At 60.3% G+C, this 20,460-nt stretch carries 16 protein-coding genes and 2 pseudogenes; 5 read left to right on the plus strand and 13 right to left on the minus strand.

All coding sequences use genetic code 11. From position 1 onward, the window contains the following. Positions 1–83: 83 nt before the first annotated feature. From YP76_RS13990 to YP76_RS14030, 9 genes are all read right to left on the minus strand, one after another. On the minus strand, positions 84–1,388 hold the full coding sequence (locus YP76_RS13990) for a TonB-dependent receptor (RefSeq protein WP_198147493.1): 1,305 nt from the start codon (positions 1,386–1,388) through the stop codon (positions 84–86). Continuing rightward, positions 1,285–2,367 carry a TonB-dependent receptor gene (locus YP76_RS13995; RefSeq protein ID WP_198147494.1) on the minus strand — a complete coding sequence of 361 codons (1,083 nt, stop codon included), beginning with the start codon at positions 2,365–2,367 and terminating at the stop codon, positions 1,285–1,287. The genes YP76_RS13990 and YP76_RS13995 overlap by 104 nt, the downstream gene beginning before the upstream one ends. 450 nt (positions 2,368–2,817) lie before the next feature. Beyond that, positions 2,818–3,285 (minus strand): SRPBCC domain-containing protein, encoded by a 468-nt coding sequence (locus YP76_RS14000; protein WP_052757432.1) that lies wholly within the window; start codon positions 3,283–3,285, stop codon positions 2,818–2,820. A gap of 13 nt (positions 3,286–3,298) precedes the next feature. Next, entirely contained in the window at positions 3,299–3,592 is a 294-nt protein-coding gene (locus YP76_RS14005; protein ID WP_046764239.1) for a muconolactone Delta-isomerase family protein, read from the minus strand. A 39-nt stretch (positions 3,593–3,631) separates the two neighbouring features. Further along, positions 3,632–4,870 (minus strand): LVIVD repeat-containing protein, encoded by a 1,239-nt coding sequence (locus tag YP76_RS14010; RefSeq protein ID WP_046764240.1) that lies wholly within the window; start codon positions 4,868–4,870, stop codon positions 3,632–3,634. Positions 4,871–5,043: 173 nt separating this feature from the next. Next, the gene (locus tag YP76_RS26675; protein WP_052757433.1) at positions 5,044–5,976 is read right to left on the minus strand and encodes a LysR family transcriptional regulator; all 933 of its coding nucleotides are present in this window, start codon (positions 5,974–5,976) and stop codon (positions 5,044–5,046) included. A gap of 354 nt (positions 5,977–6,330) precedes the next feature. Then, complete coding sequence (gene dmpG / locus YP76_RS14020; RefSeq protein WP_046764241.1) at positions 6,331–7,371, minus strand: 4-hydroxy-2-oxovalerate aldolase; 1,041 nt, start codon at positions 7,369–7,371, stop codon at positions 6,331–6,333. 13 nt (positions 7,372–7,384) lie between these two features. Further along, complete coding sequence (locus YP76_RS14025; RefSeq protein WP_046764242.1) at positions 7,385–8,326, minus strand: acetaldehyde dehydrogenase (acetylating); 942 nt, start codon at positions 8,324–8,326, stop codon at positions 7,385–7,387. Then, complete coding sequence (locus YP76_RS14030) at positions 8,323–9,108, minus strand: 2-keto-4-pentenoate hydratase (RefSeq protein ID WP_046764243.1); 786 nt, start codon at positions 9,106–9,108, stop codon at positions 8,323–8,325. Before YP76_RS14030 ends, YP76_RS14025 begins: the two co-directional genes overlap by 4 nt. A gap of 334 nt (positions 9,109–9,442) precedes the next feature. Here YP76_RS14030 and YP76_RS14035 point away from each other — a divergent pair, with 334 nt between their 5' ends. Continuing rightward, on the plus strand, positions 9,443–9,964 hold the full coding sequence (locus YP76_RS14035; protein ID WP_232307550.1) for an IclR family transcriptional regulator: 522 nt from the start codon (positions 9,443–9,445) through the stop codon (positions 9,962–9,964). Positions 9,965–10,047: 83 nt separating this feature from the next. On the opposite strand, the gene YP76_RS26680 is transcribed toward YP76_RS14035, so the two are convergent. Beyond that, positions 10,048–13,548: an indolepyruvate ferredoxin oxidoreductase family protein gene (locus tag YP76_RS26680; protein ID WP_232307551.1), complete on the minus strand. Its 3,501-nt coding sequence runs from the start codon at positions 13,546–13,548 to the stop codon at positions 10,048–10,050. Between the two features lie 119 nt (positions 13,549–13,667). Here YP76_RS26680 and YP76_RS14045 point away from each other — a divergent pair, with 119 nt between their 5' ends. Then, the gene (locus YP76_RS14045; protein WP_046764245.1) at positions 13,668–14,342 is read left to right on the plus strand and encodes a Crp/Fnr family transcriptional regulator; all 675 of its coding nucleotides are present in this window, start codon (positions 13,668–13,670) and stop codon (positions 14,340–14,342) included. 127 nt (positions 14,343–14,469) lie between these two features. Here YP76_RS14045 and YP76_RS14050 read toward each other — a convergent pair whose 3' ends face one another. Together YP76_RS14050 and YP76_RS29375 are read right to left on the minus strand one after the other, a co-directional pair. Continuing rightward, a complete protein-coding gene (locus tag YP76_RS14050; protein ID WP_046764246.1) occupies positions 14,470–15,837 on the minus strand; it encodes an FAD-binding oxidoreductase in 1,368 nt (455 codons plus the stop codon). Positions 15,838–16,089: 252 nt separating this feature from the next. Then, positions 16,090–16,224: pseudogene (locus tag YP76_RS29375) on the minus strand (transposase); the annotation flags it as partial. A gap of 98 nt (positions 16,225–16,322) precedes the next feature. On the opposite strand from YP76_RS29375, the gene YP76_RS14060 reads away from it, so the two are divergent. After that, positions 16,323–17,156, plus strand: coding sequence for a TonB-dependent receptor (locus YP76_RS14060; RefSeq protein WP_157035789.1), 834 nt, complete (start codon positions 16,323–16,325; stop codon positions 17,154–17,156). A 3-nt stretch (positions 17,157–17,159) separates the two neighbouring features. Here YP76_RS14060 and YP76_RS14065 read toward each other — a convergent pair whose 3' ends face one another. Beyond that, entirely contained in the window at positions 17,160–18,383 is a 1,224-nt protein-coding gene (locus YP76_RS14065) for an IS256-like element ISSpwi2 family transposase (protein ID WP_014082638.1), read from the minus strand. A gap of 75 nt (positions 18,384–18,458) precedes the next feature. Between YP76_RS14065 and YP76_RS14070 the strand changes: the two are divergent. Together YP76_RS14070 and YP76_RS14075 are read left to right on the plus strand one after the other, a co-directional pair. Continuing rightward, positions 18,459–19,316: pseudogene (locus YP76_RS14070) on the plus strand (TonB-dependent receptor); the annotation flags it as partial. A 144-nt stretch (positions 19,317–19,460) separates the two neighbouring features. After that, positions 19,461–20,426: a phytanoyl-CoA dioxygenase family protein gene (locus tag YP76_RS14075; RefSeq protein WP_046764249.1), complete on the plus strand. Its 966-nt coding sequence runs from the start codon at positions 19,461–19,463 to the stop codon at positions 20,424–20,426. Positions 20,427–20,460: the final 34 nt, after the last annotated feature.

A 20,460-nucleotide genomic window follows, 5' to 3' on the forward strand; every position in this document is an offset into this window, starting at 1 on the left:
CATCGGCCTCATGCATCCAATCCTCCTCCCGACCATCCAACCGGAATATGGTGGTCGGGAAGAGGATCGGACTGGCCCCGCTCTTAGAAGTGGAACGTCGCTTCAACACCATAAGTCGCCGGTTCGCCAACGGCGGGTTCCGTGAAACCATAGTTCGTGAAATCGACGATATCGCGATAATATTTCTTATTGAAAATATTCTTGCCCCATAGCGCCACCTGCCATGTCTTCGTCTGCGATCCGATCGCGATCCGGGCATTTGACATCCAATATCCCGGCTGCTCGAACCGTGGATCATTATTCGGATAGAAGAAGACCTTCGTGCGATAGGAAGCGTCAAAGCTTCCGAACAGGGCAAGATTCGACGAAATGGGCGTGCTTGCGTCAAGACCAAGGGATGCGGTCAGTTTCGGCGCGCGGGCCAGCGTATTGCCGGTATAGTCATTTGCCGCCGACTCCGATCGATAATCGGTGAACTTGGCGCTGAGCAGACCCAGGGAACCTCTGAACCTGATGTTCTTCGTGATGGCCAGGGCCGAACTTCCCTCCAGACCGTAAACCCGTGCGGTAGCCGCATTATCAAGCAACTGTTTGGGGATGCCCCCACCGGCGGGCTGCAACAGCGAATAGACCTGAAGATCCTTATAGTCATAATAGAAGCCCGACACGTTCAGTGTCAGCCGATGATCCGGCGTCTGATATTTCACGCCCGCCTCGTAGCTCGTGATCGTTTCGGGCGTAAACGTGGTCACCTCTGCCGGATCGAACACGACTCCGCCATTGACGCCACCGCTCTTGAAACCGCGCGAAACCGAGGCGTAGACCATCGCGTCGGGCGTGATCTGATAATTCGCTATGATGTCTCCGCTGACATTGCCGTTCGATATCTTTCCGGCGACATCCACAACGGGAACCGAAAAAGTCGGCTCCACCAGAGCTATGTTCTCGCTATAGGTCTTGCGCTCATAGGTATAGCGCAGGCCAGCCGTAAGCTTGAGCTTGTCGGTTATGGCATAATCGGCCCGCCCGAACGCGGCATACGCCCAATTTTTCTGATGGAAGAAGTGATCGGCGAACAAGATACCGAACGATGGGTCGAATCCGAAGCTCGGCCTGAGCGCCCGAAGGCTGTCATATTGATTGTTGTAATCCACTTTCTCGTAAAAATAGTAAGCCCCGATTATCCAGTTCAGTCTATCCCCACCGGGAGATGCAAGCCGCAGTTCCTGGGTGACCTGATGACTGGTTTGATCGTAAGTGAATTCAAGGCTTTCATTGGGTGAGCTATCCGTATCCTCGACCCGGGTAAGATGGACCCTGTTGTAGGCCGTGATGCTGCTCAGCTTTGCCCAATCGAAATCCTTGTCGATCGACAGGGAGCCCCCCATAATTTTCGATGATCTCCCGCCCGACGCGATTGATGGCATTCGAACGCAGGTCAGGCGTGTCTCTATAGCCCAGAACGTCATAACATTCATAGGCGCGCTGCGCCTCCAGCGAACAGCTTTGCCCGGTCGCAGTCAAAGTTCCGCGCGACTTGAAGGTTGCGGTGTGCGGGTTCGATCTACCGCCGTGCACATTCAGCACGAAACGCCAGTCGCTGGACGGCTCCCACTTCAATATACCGCGCCCGGCCCAGGTCCTGATGTCGTTTCCGGTGTCTTTGCCCGTCAGTCGATTGACCATATAGCCGTCCCGACGCTCCGCCGTGAACGCCACGCGGCCCGTCAGGGCGTCACCCGCCAAAGGCCCCGACAGCGCCGCTTCAACAAAGGCGTCGTCGAGATTGCCTCCGCGAACCGTAATATCGCCCGAGAGACGATCTGTCGGCATTTTGGAGAAATATTTGATTGCGCCAGCAGTCGTATTTCGCCCGTAGAGCGTCCCCTGCGGCCCGCTCAACACCTCCACCCGCTGAACGTCGAAGAGGTTGAATGCGATCGCATTTGTCGAAGCGATGTAAACATCGTCAATATATACGCCCACCGGACTGGCGGCATTCGGATTAAAATCCGCAGTACCAACGCCGCGGATGAAAATACGGGGGTTGGTATTGCTGTATGTCGAGGAAATCGTGACATTCGGCACGACCTGCGAAATCTCATTGCTCCTGGTAATACCCGAGCTGTTCAGCGACTCGCCGCCTATCACACTGATGGTGGCCGCTACCTTCTGAACATTTTCCGAGCGCCGGTTGGCGGTGACAATGATTTCACCAAGCTGCATGCCGTCGGACTGGGCCGCTTCCCGCTGCATACCGGTTTCAGTGGGCGGTGTTGATGCGCCTGACGTCTGGGCCGAGGCGGCGCCAGATAGGAAAACGGGCACGACGAGCGCCGCAGCTGATGCATAAAAACGTGGTTGCATATCCCCTCCCATTCAAAAGAGTTGCTCCCGACCTCCTGCGGTTTTTAAGGGGCGGGTCTTTTGTTTCGATTTGAATTCTACCGAGGTCTCGGCATATCATCGAGACGCGATCTTAGATGTTATCCATCTGATATCGAGATTGTTCAGGCTGGTGGCGGCTGTGCCCCGCTGGGTGGTGCGGGACGGTTTTCCTGAGAAGGTGGCCACCACCAATTCGGATCGCCGCCGTCGGCACCGATGGCCGGCGCGCAGTGCTGGGCGGGGCGACGACCATGTTCCCCACTCGCGCACGGATGAGACTTGCACGCATGGTGACGCGCTAGAGCATCGTGCGCAAAAGTGGGAACCGGTTTGGCGCTTAAAACGATGCGACAACAAAAACTTAGAGCGCGCAGCTTGCGTACGATTTAACGCAGCGCGCTCTAGTCTTTTGGCAACGTCGGTCTTACCTCAAGAATCCCCGCCGCCATAGCGTTGCTCCACGGTCGCCTTGAGCCGGGCATTCCAGTAGCGAAGAAAAGATTCCAGCTCTATCGTGTCCTTAGCAGCATCTTCCGCACCAAATATCGATTCGGAGTTCGTTAATCTGGTCCCGGTGCCGCTTGGCTCGAATTCCCACACATGTGTGCCGGTGAGGCCAGCAACGGCGCCCTGCCAGGCCAAGCGTCGGCCGGGTTCGACATCGACAAGCTTCGATGGAATTTCCATCCCCGCGGCACTAAAATCGGTCCCGGCGACACTCCAGTGAATGATGGAACCGGGAGCCAGAGGCCCTTCCAATCGCGCCGAGGTTATCGGCTCCATCCAGTCGACCCAACCGGCAATGTCGGTGAAGATCGCCCACACCTGATCCGGTGAGGCGCCGATTTCAATTTCAAGAACACACAGAACCGGTGCATCGCGATCGACAGAAACCATGACTTCACCTCGCCTAAGATTTGGAACATTCGGGAAATGCAGGGTGCGCCAACAGTGGCGTCACCTTAATGTTGCGCAAATAGGGAAACAGCGGCAACGCTTGCAGGTCGGACGCCAGCGCTTCATGCGACTCTGCATCGATGACGAAAACAGCACCACCGCAGTCCGCACGCCTCCACAATCCCATCAGCCGTCCCTCGGCCTTCCAAAGCCGGGCTTGGGCCGCGTCGCCGGCACCGATCTCGATCCGCTTGTCGCCGCCCCCTAATGCTTGCTGATCCGCGTAAAGCTTCACCAGATAGAGCATAAGTGCCTCTTGCCTAGAGCTTGCAGCCTTGCGTGGGCATCAGGCCGGGCGCGGAGTACGCGTTTGGGAAAGACGAAGTATGTACAGGCCCTGATTCTTGTCACTGATGTATATATATCCGCGCGAGTCTACCAGTACGTCTTCGGTTTGGGCGATTAGACCCGTCGTCGGCCAAGGACCACGCCGGTCTGTGGGATCTGGCGGGAGGAAATAGGCAATTTCCTTGGGTAGACGCTCGTCAGAAACATCGTAAACCCGCAGTCCTGCGTTGAAATATGTCAGGAAACAGATATTTTCATCATTCAGGAGAACATCCTGATATTGCCATTGGTGCTGGTTATGCGGCCCGAATCTGGCGCCTCGCTCGACGAAGTTTTTATAGGGAGCACCCGGAGGCGGCTCCGGCAGAGGGAATAGGGAAATCAGGCGGGGTTTTGCCTCGTCGCTCACATCGACTATGCCGGCATAGCCCAGCGATCCGGCTCCATTCTCCAAAATCGCTTCGGAATTGACGATCACCAAAGGACGGTTCTGCAACGGCAGAGCCGTATGCACGGCAATATAATGCTCGAACGGCGGCGAGAAAGGAAGATCGCTCACCAGCTTCGGCGTCTTCTTGTCCGATATGTCCAGAATGACAAAGCCGCCCGCACTATAGGGCAAATAGGCGCGATCCCCCTTCACATAAGCACCGCCATGCAGAAGCGTTCCCGCCGAAACGCCCCCTTCCCCGCCGGCAAGCCACTGCCCTTCGCGCCACCAGCGCGAGACTTCCTTGGGGTTTGCGGGATCGGAGATGTCGACGATCTGCAAGATGTGACCATCATAGCCATCGGGCAAGCCCGTCGCGTAGACATAGTGGCCACCGTCATAATAATTGCGATGCGTTCCCGATCCGCCCGTCTTGAAAACGCCCAGTTGTTCAGGATTTTCAGGATCCTCCAGGTCCCAGATCGCAAAGCCCTCATGCTCCCACGGCCCCTCGTGGCCGCCGAGATAATCCGGGATCGCCTCCATCGCGGTGATCATCCTGCCGTCCGCGATTTGAATCTGGAACGTCATTGTATCCGCCGGGCCCGGGACATGCTTGATATAGCGATGCGAATTGGGATCAGTGATATCCAAGATCACGAAGCCCGGCTCCCAGAGCAAGGCGGCATAGAGGTACCAGCGTTCCCCAACCCGGTGAATCGCCATTTTGAATCCAGCTTTTCCATCGAGATCGGCATATCCGATCTGATCGATATTCCAGCTGATCGCCTCTTTCTGTGGGAACATGCATCTCTCCTGAACCACCCAAGCGGCTGCATGGCAGCGCGGCGTGGCGTGTTTCAGGATTTATCGGCTCACCCTGCCTTTATCGAGTGCCTGCCCGGCAACAGACTCATCTCATCTCAAGATAAAACAGTGCCGGTCCGCTGGGCTGCGATGAACCGAACCGAAACGCAACATCAAAACATCACACCGATGCTCTTAAGATTCTCGATTTCCTCCATGAGAATGTCGTAGACGCATGTGACGGCGTTGCTCGGAGTGGGGGTGACGCGACGGGCGATATAGCGTGTGAGCGTAAGATCGCTGAGGACTGTCGCATGCCATTCCGGATTATTCTTTTCCTCCAGCACCGCGGTTTCCGGCAGGAGCAGCGAGCCATAACCCAGCATCGCAAGAGATTTCATCAGGGACAGCGTATCCGCCTCCACCCTCACGTCCAGTGTGATGCGACTCTTCTTTGCCAGGGCCTCTATGTTACAGCGCTCCCGCTGAGGAAGATGAGACAGAATAAGCGGGACCCCCAGCGCTTGCTGCGTCGTGCAAGTTCCATAGGGCAACGGGTGCATGCCGGCGGGCGCCAAGAGGTAAAATTTCTCGCGCGCGAGCGGCTGGACATCTATCCCGGATATGGGATCCGGGAAGGTGATGATCGCCAGGTCGAGACGACCTTTCACCAGGAGTTCCTGTAGTTCCGCAGTCATGGACTGCACCGGATCAATGTGCACGCCCGGATACAGCCTTTGCGCCTTTTTGAACAATAGCGGGAATAGGACATTTCCGTCTGATGGATGCGCTCCAAAGTTGACAGTTCCGACAACCTCGTCCGCGGCATCTCGAACAAGCGAACGAAGCGCCTCGGCATCGAGAAGGAGTTGGTTTGCCGCATCCAACAAGCGCGTTCCCGCTCTCGTCAAACGGACACCCCGACCATCTCGGGCGAACAATGCCACCCCCAGATCTTCCTGTAATCTGGAGATCTGCCGGCTGAGTGCCGACTGAACGATATTCAGCCGGCCGGCAGCATCCGTGAAGCTGCTCAATTCGGCGACCGAGACGAAATAGCGGAGCTGCCTCAGATCCATCCCATAGCCTGCCGCGTCAATCTGCACCCGCCTCCCACAGCGATTTCCCAATCCCTCAAAAGCTTTCTCGTTGGATATGTTGCCAGGCGACGCGAATGCCTTTCGCCAGCCATAGCCGCAATACCCATCGGCGCGGCCTCGATTGTTAGCAGATCGGCGGAAGACGAACAATGATCTGCGACCGAGCCCCTTTGGCCGTTACCAACGCGTGCAGCCTGGCCTGGTCGATGGCTGTCGGTCGGCCGGCCTTTCAGCGGCTGGCGCAACAGGGACGAAATTTGCCTGCATCCGTCAACGCGGCCTGGCGCTATCGCGGACATTGACGACCATCATGCAAAAAAGCGCCCTGACCCGATCGGATCAGGGCGCAATCATGACGCATTACACCGCTTCCTGGGCCTTCAGCATGTCAAGAGCGACGTCGACGATCATGTCTTCCTGTCCGCCGACCATCTTGCGCCGGCCAAGTTCGACAAGGATCGCACGGGTATCGAGGCCATAATCGTCCGCCGCCTTTTCCGCATGGCGAAGGAAGGAGGAATAGACGCCGGCATAACCGAGCGCCAGCGTCTCACGGTCGACGCGTACCGGCCTGTCCTGAAGCGGGCGAACGAGATCCTCCGCCGCGTCCATCAACATCATGACGTCGCACCCGTGGTTCCAGCCCTTGCGATCGATCGCGGCGATGAACACTTCGAGCGGCGCATTGCCGGCGCCCGCCCCCATGCCCGCCAGGCTGGCGTCGATCCGCACGGCGCCTTCCTGCGCCGCGACGATCGAATTGGCGACGCCCAGCCCGAGATTGTGGTGCGCATGCATGCCGCGTTGCGTTTCGGGCTTCAGCACACGATCATAGGCCTGTAGGCGTTCGCGCACGCCGTCCATATCGAGCGCGCCGCCGCTGTCGGTGACATAGACGCATTGCGCGCCATAGCTTTCCATCAGCAAAGCCTGCTGCGCCAGTCCTTCGGCGTCGATCATATGGCTCATCATCAGGAAGCCCGAGACATCCATGCCGAGGTCGCGCGCTATGCCGATATGCTGCTTCGATACGTCCGCCTCTGTGCAGTGCGTCGCCACACGCACCGAGCGCACACCGATGTCGTAGGCGCGCCTCAGTTCCTCGACCGTGCCGACACCCGGCAGGATCAAGGTTGTCAGCACGCTGTTTTCCAGCACGTCTGCAACCGCCTCCAGCCATTCCCAGTCGGTATGCGCCCCGAACCCATAGTTGAAGCTCATGCCGTTGAGGCCGTCGCCGTGAGCGACCTCGATCGCATCCACCCCGGCCTGGTCCAGTGCGGCGGCAATGGCACGAACATGATCGATGCCGTACATGTGCCGGACGGCGTGCATGCCGTCGCGCAGCGTCACGTCCTGGATATAAAGCTTCTCGCCCGATTCGACGTTGAACTTTGCCATTTTATCGTCTCCGTCAGGCGGCGGCAGCGGCCATGCGCCGCTCTGCCAGCAGTTCGCCGGTCGCCTTGGCGGCGGCGGTCATGATGTCGAGATTGCCGGAATAAGAGGGCAGATAGTCGCCCGCACCTTCGACCTCGAGCAGGATCATCGTCTTGACGCCGGTGAACTCGCCCCGGCCGGGGATCTTCAGCTTGTTATTGTCGCCGAACCGCTCGAACTGCACTTCCTGCTTGAGCCGATATCCGGGAACATATTTCTGCACTTCGGCGACCATGTCCTGCACGGACCGGCGGATCGTCTCTTCGTCGGCGCCTTCGGACAGCGTGAAGACCGTATCGCGCATGATCATCGGCGGCTCTGCGGGATTGAGGATGATGATTGCCTTGCCCACCTCAGCGCCGCCGACCTTCTCGATGGCATTGGCGGTGGTGCGCGTGAACTCGTCGATATTGGCGCGTGTGCCGGGACCGGCAGAACGCGAGGACACCGACGCGACGATCTCCGCATAATGCACTTTTGCCACGCGGCTGACTGCCGCGACCATCGGGATCGTCGCCTGACCGCCGCATGTCACCATGTTGACGTTCGGCGATTCGAGGTTCGCGTGCATATTGACCGGCGGTACGGTGAACGGGCCAATCGCCGCAGGAGTGAGGTCGACCACCTGAATACCGTCCGCGCGCAGGGCTTCGTCATGCACCTTGTGCGCATAGGCGCTGGTCGCGTCGAACGCGATGCCGATCTCCGGATAGCAGGGCAGCTTCTTCAGTCCCTCGATGCCCTCGTGGGTCGTCGCGATACCGTGTTCGCGTGCCATCGCCAGGCCTTCGGATGCCGGATCGATGCCGACGACCGCGACAAGCTCCATATTCTGGGGATATTTGATCATCTTGATCATCAGATCGGTGCCGATATTGCCCGATCCGATAATCGCCGCCTTGATTTTATCGGTCATGATTTCGATCCATAAGTTAAAGAGCAGCTGCCGATGCCACCGATGTGGATCCGCACATGATCTCCGGGTGCAAGTGTCACCATCGGACCAAGCGCGCCCGACAGCAGGATGTCGCCCGCCCGCAGGGGTTCGCCGAGCTTCGCCAGCATCCGGGCGATCCAATGCACCGAATGATAGGGGTGGCCGAGGCACGCAGCGCCAGAACCCACCGATGCGACGGAGCCGTTCACTTCCGTCACCATGCCGCAGCTGTAAAGATCGAGTTCGGCATGCGGGAGGGGGTCGGTTCCAAGCACGAAAAAGGCCGAGGAGCCATTGTCCGCGACGGTATCGGCAAAGGTGATCTGCCAATCCGCGATACGGCTATCGACGATCTCGATAGAGGGAACCGCCTTGTCGATGGCGGCGATGACCGTCTCCAGCGATGCGTCTGGATCGTCAAGATCGCGGCCCATGATGAAGGCAATTTCCGCCTCGGCCTTGGGGTGGATGACCTGCGCCGGGTCGAGCACGCCTCCGTCAGGAATTTCCATGTCCGCGAACAAGGCGCCGAAATCTGGTTGATCGACACCGAGCTGCCGGCGGACCGAATCGGCCGTCAGGCCGATCTTACGGCCGACAAGCTTTCGCCCCTCGGCTTCCCAATATTTGGTGTTTATGGCCTGCACGGCATAAGCACCCTCGGCATCAAGAGGGTCGAGGAAATCCCGCAGGGGAGCGATGGGAGGGCCGTGATACGCATCGCGCAGCATCCGTGCCACGAGGTCGAGGTTTCTGCTCATAGGAAAATCACTATGCAGCACTATGAGACAAGGGCAATCTTGCCTTGCCAAAACTTCCCACGATGCGGAATAAAGTCGCATGAGTCTCAGTCGGACATCGCCGCCCTTATCCGTCGACAAGTCCCTTGCCCTGCTCGTCCATGCTCTTGAGGGTGACTTTGCATCGATGTCAGCCTTGGCATCTGCTGCGGGGCTACCCCTCTCAACAGCGCATCGGCTTTTGACGGGTCTCCAACGCGCAGGCTTCATCGTCCCGGTCAGCCGCGGTCGTTATATCAGCGGCCCCACGTTGCGGCGGCTGGCCCGCCCCGAGAACGAAACGAACAGGATCCTCATGCAGATCGCTGCCCCGATCCTGGCAAAGCTATCGCGTCGCACCAGTCGCATCTGTCACCTGGGCGTGCTGGAAGATGGCATGATGACCTATCTGATCAAGGAGGGCGATGCCGAGGATCACGCCTTGTCGCGCCAAGGCATGCAACTGGAGGCCTATTGCACCGGCCTGGGGAAAGCATTGCTTGCTCATATGCCCGAGCCCCAGCGCAATGATTATCTTTCATCCGGGACTTTCGTCGCTCTCACGCCTCACACGCTGACAACGCCTGAGGCGCTTTCGGCGGAGTTCGATCGCATCCGACGATCCGGTTATGCACTGGACGAGCAGGAAATCTTGCCGGGTTTGGTGTGCATAGCCGTGCCCATCCAGTTGGAAGGGCGCGTGATCGCGGCGATCTCGTTGGTCGTGACGCACAAGGGAGGCCCCGTGCGTCCCCAGGCCTATTTCGCCCGTCTACGCGCGGCGGCAATCGAGATCGAACTTAGGCTGCAACCTTTTTCCGACATGTTGCAGCTCTAGTCGAGGTTTACACGACACGGCTGGGCCACAATCAATCGACGCCTTGGTCTCCCAAGTCACTTTGCGGCAAGCGCCGGCTCCGTTCAGGTTGCTGCGCTGCGACGGCCAGCCCCCGTGTCCCTATCCTGCACGTCCGACAACGCGGCTTCCGCCGCCGCCACATCACGGCGGTAGCGCTCGATCGCGCCCGCCTTGACCGGGCCGTAGCCGCGAACCTCGTCGGCCAATGCGAGCAGGCGCGCAACCGCTGCGTGATTTCCAGGCGCGAGCGTCGTGAGCATGCGCTCGGCCAACGCCTCATATTCCGCGATCAGTGCGCGCTCGTCGCGTCGCTCGCCAGTACGGCCAAACGGATCGAGCCAGGTGCCGCGCAGGCGCTTCATGCGCGCCAGCACGCGCATTGCCGTCAGCATCCAGCGCCCGAACGCGCGCTTGGCAGGGCGGCCGCCCACGCCCGGCCGCGTGAAGATAGGCGGCGCAAGGTTGAAACTGATCTTCGCGCCGTCCTGAAACGTGCGCGCGATCTCGGCATGCAGTTCCGGCCGCGTCAGCAGGCGCGCGACCTCATACTCGTCCTTGTAGGCGAGCAGCTTTGCGTAGCTGCGCGCGAAGGTGCGGGCGATGGCTTCCTCCCCCGGCCGGATCGCCTGCTCGGCCGCCGCGACGCGCGCGACGAAGGCGCGGTAGCGTTCGGCCAGCGCCCGATCCTGATAGGCCTCCAGATGGGTGGCACGATGCACCATGATTTCGGCAAGCGTCTGCGGCGGGGCGGCGGAATCGCTGCGGCTTGCGGCGATGAGTTCGGGCAGGCGGCTCGGATCGACCGCGTGGAGCCGGCCGAGCCGGAACGCCTTCAGATTGAAGTCGACCGCGACACCGTTGAGGGCAATCGCTCGCTCGATCGCGGCGATGCCGACCGGCAACGATCCCTGCTGCGCGGCGATGCCGAGCAGGAACAGGTTGGTTCCCATCCTGTCGCCGAGGAAGGCGAGCGCAAGTTCGGAACCCGGAACGAGCATAACGTTCCCCTCGCCCGCCGCACGTCTCAACCGGCCGAGCAGCAGGGTCGGATCCGCAGTTGCATCGCGGTCGAACTGGAAGGCGACGGTGGGTTCCACATCGGCGTTGGCGATTACCCGCGTGCGGCCTGCGCCGATCGTATCGGCTGATTCGGGTGCCACCGCCGCGACCACATCGAAGGCGAGGATCAGGTCGGCCTCGCCGCGCCCGACCCTTTGGGTGACGATGGTCGTGGGATCGCTGCCGATGCGGATATGGCTGTAGACCGCGCCATTCTTTTGACTGAGGCCGGTCATGTCGAACAGCGACATGGCCTTGCCTTCCAGATGCGCGGCCATGCCGATCAGCGCACCGACAGTGACCACGCCGGTGCCGCCAATGCCCGCCACCATCAGATTGAAGCCTCGGTCGAGCCGAGCAACCTCGGGCTCTGGCAGGGCTGCCAGTATCGACTCGTCGATCGCCAGCGCCTCGGGCTTGCGCGGCTCCGCGTCGCGCACGGTGATGAAAGATGGGCAGAAGCCGTTGAGACAGCTGAAATCCTTGTTGCAGCTCGACTGGTCGATCGCGCGCTTGCGGCCGAACGGCGTCTCGACCGGCACCAGGCTGACGCAAGTCGACTGAACCGAGCAGTCGCCGCATCCCTCGCAAACCTCCTTGGAGATGAACAGGCGTTGCGCCGGATCCGGGAAAGTGCCGCGCTTGCGCCGACGCCGTTTTTCCGCCGCGCAGGTCTGCTCGTAGATCAGCACGGAGCATCCGGGCGTTTCACGCAGCGCGCGCTGAATGTCGTCCAGCCGATCGCGGTGGAGGATTTCGACGTGCCGGGGGAAGCCGGCGTCGCCCTGATGGCGTGATGGCTCGTCGCTCGCGACGACGATCCGTTCGACGCCTTCATCGCGCACCTGGCGCGCGATCTGGGCCACCGAGATCGGTCCGTCCACGGGCTGGCCGCCCGTCATCGCGACCGCGTCGTTGTAAAGGATCTTGTAAGTGATGTTGACCCTGGCGGCGACGGCGGCGCGGATGGCGAGCAGCCCCGAATGATAATAGGTGCCGTCACCCATGTTCTGGAAGATGTGCGGCGTTTCGGTGAAGGGCGCCACCCCGAGCCAGTTGCCCCCCTCGCCGCCCATCTGGGTCGGCAACAGAGCCTGCTCCGGCCGCACGAAACTGACCATCGTGTGGCAGCCGATGCCGGTCATGCTGATGCTGCCGTCGGGCAGGCGGGTGGACCGGTTGTGCGGACAGCCCGAACAGAAATAGGGCGTGCGCCGGGGCGCGGGCGCGCTGTTGTCGCCGCCGCCGGCCAACGCGTCGCGTGCCGCGCGCGTCCCGTCATCCAGCCGTCCGAGCCGCTCCAGCCGGCCGGCGATCGCGCGGGCGATGCTTACCGGATCGAGCGGATCGGTGGCCGAAAGGAGCGGCGCTTTGCTCTCATCGCGCTTGCCGATCACCAGCGGGCGATCGGCCTCGTTGATGAGGAGAGCGGCGATCTGTTCCTCCAGGAAGGGGCGCTTCTCCTCCACGACGAGCAGGGTTTCGTGCCCACGCGCGAAGGCGGCGAGGCCATCGGGTTCCAGTGGCCAGATACATCCGACCTTGTAGAGTGAGATGCCGGTGGCCGCAGCCGCATGGTCGCCCAGCCCAAGAAGGGCGAGCGCTGCGCGCGTGTCGCCATAGGCCTTGCCCGCTGTGACGATGCCGAGCCTGCGCGTTTCGGCGGCGATCATGGGACGGTCGATGCCATTTGCGCGTATGAAGGCATGTACCAGCGGCAGCCGCCGCTCCACCACCACGCGCTCCTCGCCCAACGGGTCGAACGCCCCCTGGCGGCTATGCACCGCCGCGATCTCATCCTCGCCTAGCGGCGGCAGCACCGGCGCGAAATCATCCAGCGCCAGATCGACAGTTGCGGTCTGTTCCGCGACATCGTTGACGCACTTCATGGCCACCCAGCTGCCTGAATAGCGCGAGAGTGCGAAGCCGAGCAGGCCGAATTCGAGTAACTCGGAGACGTCGGCGGGGTAGAGCGAAGGGATGAGGCTCGCCGCCATCGCCTGCTCGCTATGATGGGCGACGGTGGACGATTTGCCGGCATGATCATCGCCATAGAATAAGAGCACGCCACCATTGCGGTGTGCGCCGGCGAAATTGCCGTGCTTCAAGGCATCGCCCGAGCGGTCGACGCCCGGACCCTTACTGTACCAGGCGGCGAATACGCCGTCGACCTTGGGTCCGGGCACCTGATCGAACTGTTGTGTGCCACGGACCGCCGTCGCGGCGAGATCCTCGTTCACGCCCGGCTGGAACAGGATTCCAGCCGCCTTCAGCCTGTCTCCGATCGACCAGAGCGTCGTATCGACATTGCCTAGCGGCGAGCCCCGATAGCCGGTTATATAGCCGGCCGTGCGAAGCCCGGCCCGACGATCGAGCGCCGCTTGGGCCAGCAGAACCCTTGCGATAGCCTGGTTTCCATTCAAGACAACCCGGCCATTCTCGACGGTCCATTTGTCGTCCAGGCGGGCCGCTCGCAACTCGGCGGGGTCGATTGCACGCGTCAAAAAATCTCTCCCAACTTGTTTGATAGGGCATAGTCCAGACTCCGGCCCCGCCGCTGTCGCCTAGGCGACAAGGCAGCAAAACCGTGTATGTTGGAACGAGACCAACAGCGATTTGAGAAATGTCTGCTTCTCCCTTTGATCTATTGCAGTGGCTTCCCGAGCGCGCGTGCGAAGCATTTCATGCGGCGGCCCGAAGCCGACATTTCAATCCCGGCGAACTGATTTACAGCCAAGGTGATCCTGGCAACCAGATGTATCGGCTGGTGTCGGGTGCTGTACGACTGTCGGTTGCCCGCTCGGACGGCCGTGAACTTCTATATCTGCTTTTCCAGCCGGGAGATTGCTTCGGCACGAGCAGCCTCGTCGATGGGGAGATGCGCCCGCAAACCGCCGAGGCGCATGAAGCGTGCGAGGTAGAGATGCTTGATCGGGTAGGGTTTGACCAACTGCGAAGCATGTATCGGGAATTTGATGACGCGCTCATTCGCCTGGCTACGCGTCACATGCGACTCCTGAGCGGGCTGTTCGCAGATGCCCATCTTGAGGCGATTTCCGCACGTGTCGCCAGTCGTATCCTCGCCACGGCGCGCAGCTTCGGCCGCACAACACCCGCCGGCATCGCGCTGTCCGTCCCGCTGACGCAAAGCGAGTTGGCGCTTATGGTGGGGGGATCACGTCAGACGGTCAACAAGGTGCTCCAGCAGTTTCAGGCCGATGGGCTGGTCACTTTAAGCGGAGTGCAGATAATCGTCCTTTCCACTGATCGGTTGCGATCGATGCTGTCGTCGGAGTGATCCGCAGCCGGGCATGGCGCGGAGACGCTGTTCCGACCCGCGCTCGATCAGATCATCTGCACTCGCTCTCGGACACGGCGGGGTCTTCACGGTCGACCACAATAGATTTTGTAACCCCGCACAGATTTTATGACAGCGGCATCACTTTACCAGGATTGAGTGTCGAACGCGGATCCAGGGCCCGCTTCAGCCTCACCATCGTGTCGATTTCCGCTTCGGTACGGCTGCAATGCAAATAGGAGCGCTTCTCCAAACCGATACCATGTTCGGCGGAAATGCTCCCGCCAATCGCTTCGAGCGGCAAATAAACCAGAGCATCGATCGCATCATGATGTCCGTGCTCGCCCGGTCGAATGACAAGGTGCAGATTACCGTCGGCGACATGCCCGAAAACGAACATTTTTGCATTTTGCAAATAAATATGCAGATTATCTTGCAGGCTATCAATATAGCTTTTCATATGCGTTTGCGGAAGACTGATATCATATAGTAAAATCGGATCTGATCCGGCACAAAGCGTGTCGATGTCGTCGCGAATCGCCCAAAATGAATTGGCTTGGCCGATATTCTGAGCAATAGAGGCATCGTCAATCAGCCCTCGCTCCCAGCCAGAGGTGACCACCTGGCTGATCAACGCGTCGGCACGATGCGATTCGATCTCGATTAAAACGTAAAGGGCGTGCGTGTTTTCCAGTGGAGACCGATGATTGCCTCGCCCAACCACGGCGTCGACGAACGAGGGCCACATGACTTCGTAACTTGAGAGCGCCCCGTCCGCCTCGGCTGCCGCCAGCGCGAACAGTTCGAGGACAGCATCGAAACTTGAAAGACCGATGAAAGCGGTTGCCTTGAGACCGGCATTCGGTCTCAGCCGGAGCACCGCCCGGGTAATGATTCCCAACGTCCCCTCGGACCCGACGAACATCTGCTTCAGATCAAATCCGGCGTTGTTTTTGATCAGTCGATTCATCGAACTCAACACGGTTCCGTCGGCGAGGACAACCTCAAGTCCGAGAACCTGATCGCGGGTCATGCCGTAACGAAGGACGGAATTGCCGCCCGCGTTAGTCGCGATCGTACCGCCGATGGTCGCTGATCCCCGCGCGCCCAGATCGACGGGATAGAGCAGATCCGCGGCGCTCGCCGCCTCTTGCACGGCCTGAAGGGTGGCGCCCGCTTCCACTTCGATTGTCAACCCTGACCGTTCCACAGGACAGATCGTGGTCATTCGTTCGAGTGACAAGGCGATATCGCCGGGTCTTGTATAAGCACCCCCGGCAAGGCCGGTGCGGCCACCTTGCGGGACGAGCGCGAGGCCATGACCATCGCAATAAGCGGCAATCATGGAAACCTGTTCGGTCGTCTCGGGGCGAACGACGCACAAGGCTTCCATCGCATGAGCCGGAAGGTAGCAGTCTAATCGCTGGCTGACCATTTCGCCCGTCAAAACATTTTGAACGCCGACGATTTTCGTCAAGTCCTCGACAATATTCATTTCGCTTAATTCCGAAGTGTGAGGGGGCATCGGACCACCTTATCGGCTATGCCGAATATCTCAAAGCGGGAATCCGGCCCGCCGACCGCGGACTCAGGACCGCGGCGCCGTCAATCTTGCATATCATTGATCGACACCCACCGAGTGATCCGGCTTGATTGCTGGTGCATGATCGGCTTGACGTGATCGGGATTGGTGGACCAGGGCCATGAGGGACCCGGTGGCGGTATGATCCGAAGCCTTTCCACCGGCCAGCCCGGGTTCGACCAGCGTTTGCGGCAGTGCGCCCCAGACGCCCAGCTCCGCAGAGCGCCGGAAGCGGACATAGACCGAGTTCCATTTGCCGTAACGCTCATGCATGTCGCGCCGGTGGCACCCGACCCATAACCGCAGAGCTATTACGCATATATCAATTACTACTCTGGTGCGAACGGCGCCTCCTTGAGACGCTACTATAAGAATATTGCACATAAAGAGCGGCCGGATTGACCCGGCCCGAAGTCAGGGAGAGGTTCATGATGAACAATCGAAATCTCACAGTTACGCCTCGCGTCGCCAACCAAATATCCGCGCCCTCGTTGATCGCACTCGCGATCGCCTCTCTCGGCATCTGTCCGGCGGCGGCTCAGACCATGCCTTCATCGCCGGCTGATGTTCAGCATTCGTCGGCGGACACACCGCCCGCTCAGTCGCTCAGCGACATTATCGTGACCGCGCAGCGGCGATCGCAGCGATTGCAGGACATTCCGCTGGCGGTGACGGCTTTGTCCGCCGACGCCCTGGGTCGTACACCGATCAGCAACGTCATGGATCTTCAGACCGTGGCGCCGAACGTAAACATCTCGCTGCGCAGCGGGGCGGGCGTCGTCAGTATTCGCGGCATCGGCTATGACGTCATCACCGCCGGCGCGGACGGCAGTGTGGCAATACACAGCGACGGCGTCTATCAGTCGAGGCCCGCAGCTGCGCTTTCGGCGCTGTTCGACGTCGATCGGATCGAGATCGCGCGCGGGCCACAGGGCACCTTATATGGACGCAACGCGACGGGTGGCGCTGTCAACCTCATCTCCAGCAGGCCAACCAGCGAGCCCGAGGGTTATATCAATGCCTCGTACGGCAACTATAACGCGCTCTCGGTTGAGGGCGCCGTCAGCGGGCCGATTGCGGGCGACGTGCTGACTGCGCGCATTGCCGCCAAAGTCGAGGAGGCGGATGGCTTCGGCACCAACATCTACAACGGAAAAGGCATCGATGATTTGAAAAGCAGGGCGGTCCGGGGTTGGGAGTGTCAGGATTTCCGTGTGCGGGCGGGCGGTTGATCATCAGGCCGCCATGGCTCTGATGAAACGTTCGCCGAAGATCACGGCAAATTGCGCCTTCGCCATGGTCCACTCACGTGGTGGCATCTTCCACTCTTTCTCCGACCGATTCAAGATCAGATAGAGCAGCTTGGTGGCGGCCTCGTCGCTGGGGAAGTGTCCCCTGGCCCTGACAGCCCGCCTGAGCTTCGAGTTCAAAGCTTCGATCGCGTTCGTGGTGTAGATGATCCGGCGGACCTCGTCGGGGAACGCAAAAAACGGGATCACCTCGCCCCAGGCGCGCCGCCAGCTCTGGCCGATGGCGGGATAGCGCTGCCCCCAAGGGCCAGCCTCAAATGCCGTCAGCGCCTTTTCGGCGGCATCCGCGTCGGTGGCACGGTAAATCTCCTTAAGCGCGCTGGCGAGGTTCTTGCGGTCCTTCCAGGAGACGAAGTCCATCGAGTTGCGCAGCAGGTGAACGATGCAGGTCTGGACGATCGCATCGGGGAACACTGCGGTGATCGCATCGGGAAAGCCCTTCAGGCCGTCAACGACGGCCAGCAGGATGTCTTCGACGCCACGGTTGCGAAGCTCGTTCATCACCCGAAGCCAGAACTTGGCACCCTCATTCTGCTCGAGCCACAGGCCGAGCACCTCCTTTGCGCCGTCGGCGCGGACGCCCAGCGCAATGTGGATCGCCTTGTTGCGCACCATGCCCTCGTCGCGGATCTTGACCCGGATCGCGTCGAAGAAGACCAGTGGGTAAACCGGATCGAGCGGCCGCTGCTGCCAAGTGGCGACCTCATCGAGCACGGCGTCGGTCACCGTGCTGATCAAATCGGGTGAGACGTCGATGCCGTAAAGATCGTGCAGGTGCCTGGTGATCTCGCGGGTGCTCATGCCGCGCGCGTACATCGACACGATCTTGTCGTCGAAGCCGGGAAAGCGGCGTTGATACTTGGCGATCAACTGCGGGTCGAAGCTCGACTGGCGATCGCGCGGTACGTCGATCGCCAACTTGCCGGTGTCGGTCATTACCGTCTTCCGACCGTAGCCGTTGCGCATGTTGCCGGCGCCGTCTTCGCCAGCGAGGTGGTGATCCATCTCCGCATTCAGGGCACGCTCTGTCAGCGCCTTCTTCAGCGAATCGAGCAGACCGCCCTGCTCGAAGGCGGCACTGGCAGCGCCGCCCGCCAAAAGCTGATCGAGAAGCTCATTCGGTATGGCAGGCTCTTTGCGTCGAGACATAGTGGGACTCCCTTTTTACCCATTATGCCCGCCCGCACACGGAAATCCTGACAGTCCCAATTTTCCGCATCGGAAACCTATAAGAAGCTGACCTACAATGCGTCGCTGGATTATCAGTTCGCGCCTCATTCCCTTGTCTATGCGAGCTATAGCAAGGGATACCGATCGGGCGGCTTCAACGTTTCGGAGACCGTATATTCCAACTATGTTCTTGGCTATAAGCCGGAAACCGTGAACAATTTTGAAGTGGGCCTGAAGAAGGATTGGGACATCGGCTTTCCGCTCCGCACCAATCTGGCGGCCTACACGCAAAAGTTCGACAACGTCGTTCGGCAGTCTCAAAATCCCGCGACGCCCATTTTCGCGATCCTGACCAACGCGTCCCAGGCGCGGCTGAGCGGGTTCGAGGCTGAAATTTCCGCCAAGCCGTTCACCGGTTTCGACCTGAGCCTGTCCTACGGTCATGTCGACGCCCGCTATACCGCACCGTTCAGGCCCTTTGCCAACAGCACGTTCAACGCCGAGGATTTCGAGTTCGCTCTGGTGCCCAAGCACACGGTCGCCGTGAACGCCAGCTATACGCTGCCGCTGGATGAAGCGATTGGCAAGGTTTCGCTGAACGCCAACTACACCCATCAAAGCAGGATGTGGTGGGATGATACGCAGCAGCAGAACTCGCCCGGTTGCAGCGGCAGCAATTGCGGCCCGCTCAACCATTATTCTCAGAAGCCATACGGCCTTCTGGATCTGCGCGTCGACTGGCGCCGGATCATGGGTTCGGCCATCGATGTCGCCTTCTGGGCAACAAATGTCACCAAGACCAAATATTTCAGCTCCAGCACAAACTTGGGTAATGTCCTTGGTATCGCGAAATATCCGGGTCAGCCGCGGTTCTTCGGACTGGACGTGACTGTTCACTTCGGAGCTGAATAACATGCTTTCGGTCCGGACGGGCGGTGGGAGAGAGGGAAGCGCACCTCCTGCCCCCCACCCCCGACCGGACCGGAGCCTATGGGCAAGAGGCGGCGTTGGCCAAAGCCAAGAACGTCCAATCCTGACAAGGGAAGAAGAACTGCAATGTCTATCGTTGGCGACGCAAACCATCAGTCCATTCGCTACGGCGAACTCAAAACCGCCAATCATCTTCTCGGCGACCGGGAAGCGCTGGAGGCGGCCTTCGAGCGCGATGGCTACTGGTTCTTCCGCGACGTACTGGATCGCGCCTCCGTCGAATCGCTGCGTCAGGCCTATATCGACGAACTGGCCCGCCAGAAAGTCGTCGATCCTGCCGATCCCGCTGCGATCCACAACGGCGCGCCGTTCGACGCCGTTGCCTTTCGGGAGAGGCTTCACGAAAGCAGCGCCTGGCGGAAATTCGTCACCCTTCCGCCGATCGACAGTTTCTTCCAGCAACTGCTGGGCGAGGAAGTGCATTGGATCGCCAATGTCGTCACGCGGGGCACGCCGCCGGAACGGGATACCGGCGCCGACCGGTTCCTCTTCATCCACCAGGACGGCGTCTTCAATCCCGGCATCCCCTTCCTCGTCACATGGGTTCCTCTCGCGCCGATCACGGAACGCATGGGCGGCATCGCCCTTGCCGAAGCCATGCACAAGGAAGGAAGCCTCCATCCCTGGTCGGACGGCCTGATGACCGGCATCCCGCATGAGGCGATACCCGCGGACCGGTGGCGCCGCGCAGATTATCGGCCGGGCGACCTGCTGATAATGCATGTCATGACGCCGCACAGCGGCCTTTCCAACTTCTCCGACCGGTTCCGCCTCTCGGTCGACCTGCGGCCCATGCGGGCCAGCGGCAGCCGTCCTCTGGTCGGTACACTGGTCGCAGCGGATGGGGCCAGCATCACCGTTCAGGACGACGACGGCCAGCATCGGGTCGTGCTGGACGATAAGACCTACTGCCGGGGACTGGACGGCAAGAAGGTGGAGCTGGACAGGTTCGATGCCGTATTCCCCGTCGGCAGCAAATTGCTTGTTGGGCGGGACGGAGATCGCGCGACCATGGTTCGTCCCCCGCATTGATCATTTCGTTACGATAAAGGCGGCCAAGCTGCCA

The sequence above is a fragment of the Sphingobium chungbukense genome (assembly GCF_001005725.1).
GTDB classification, from domain to species: domain Bacteria; phylum Pseudomonadota; class Alphaproteobacteria; order Sphingomonadales; family Sphingomonadaceae; genus Sphingobium; species Sphingobium chungbukense.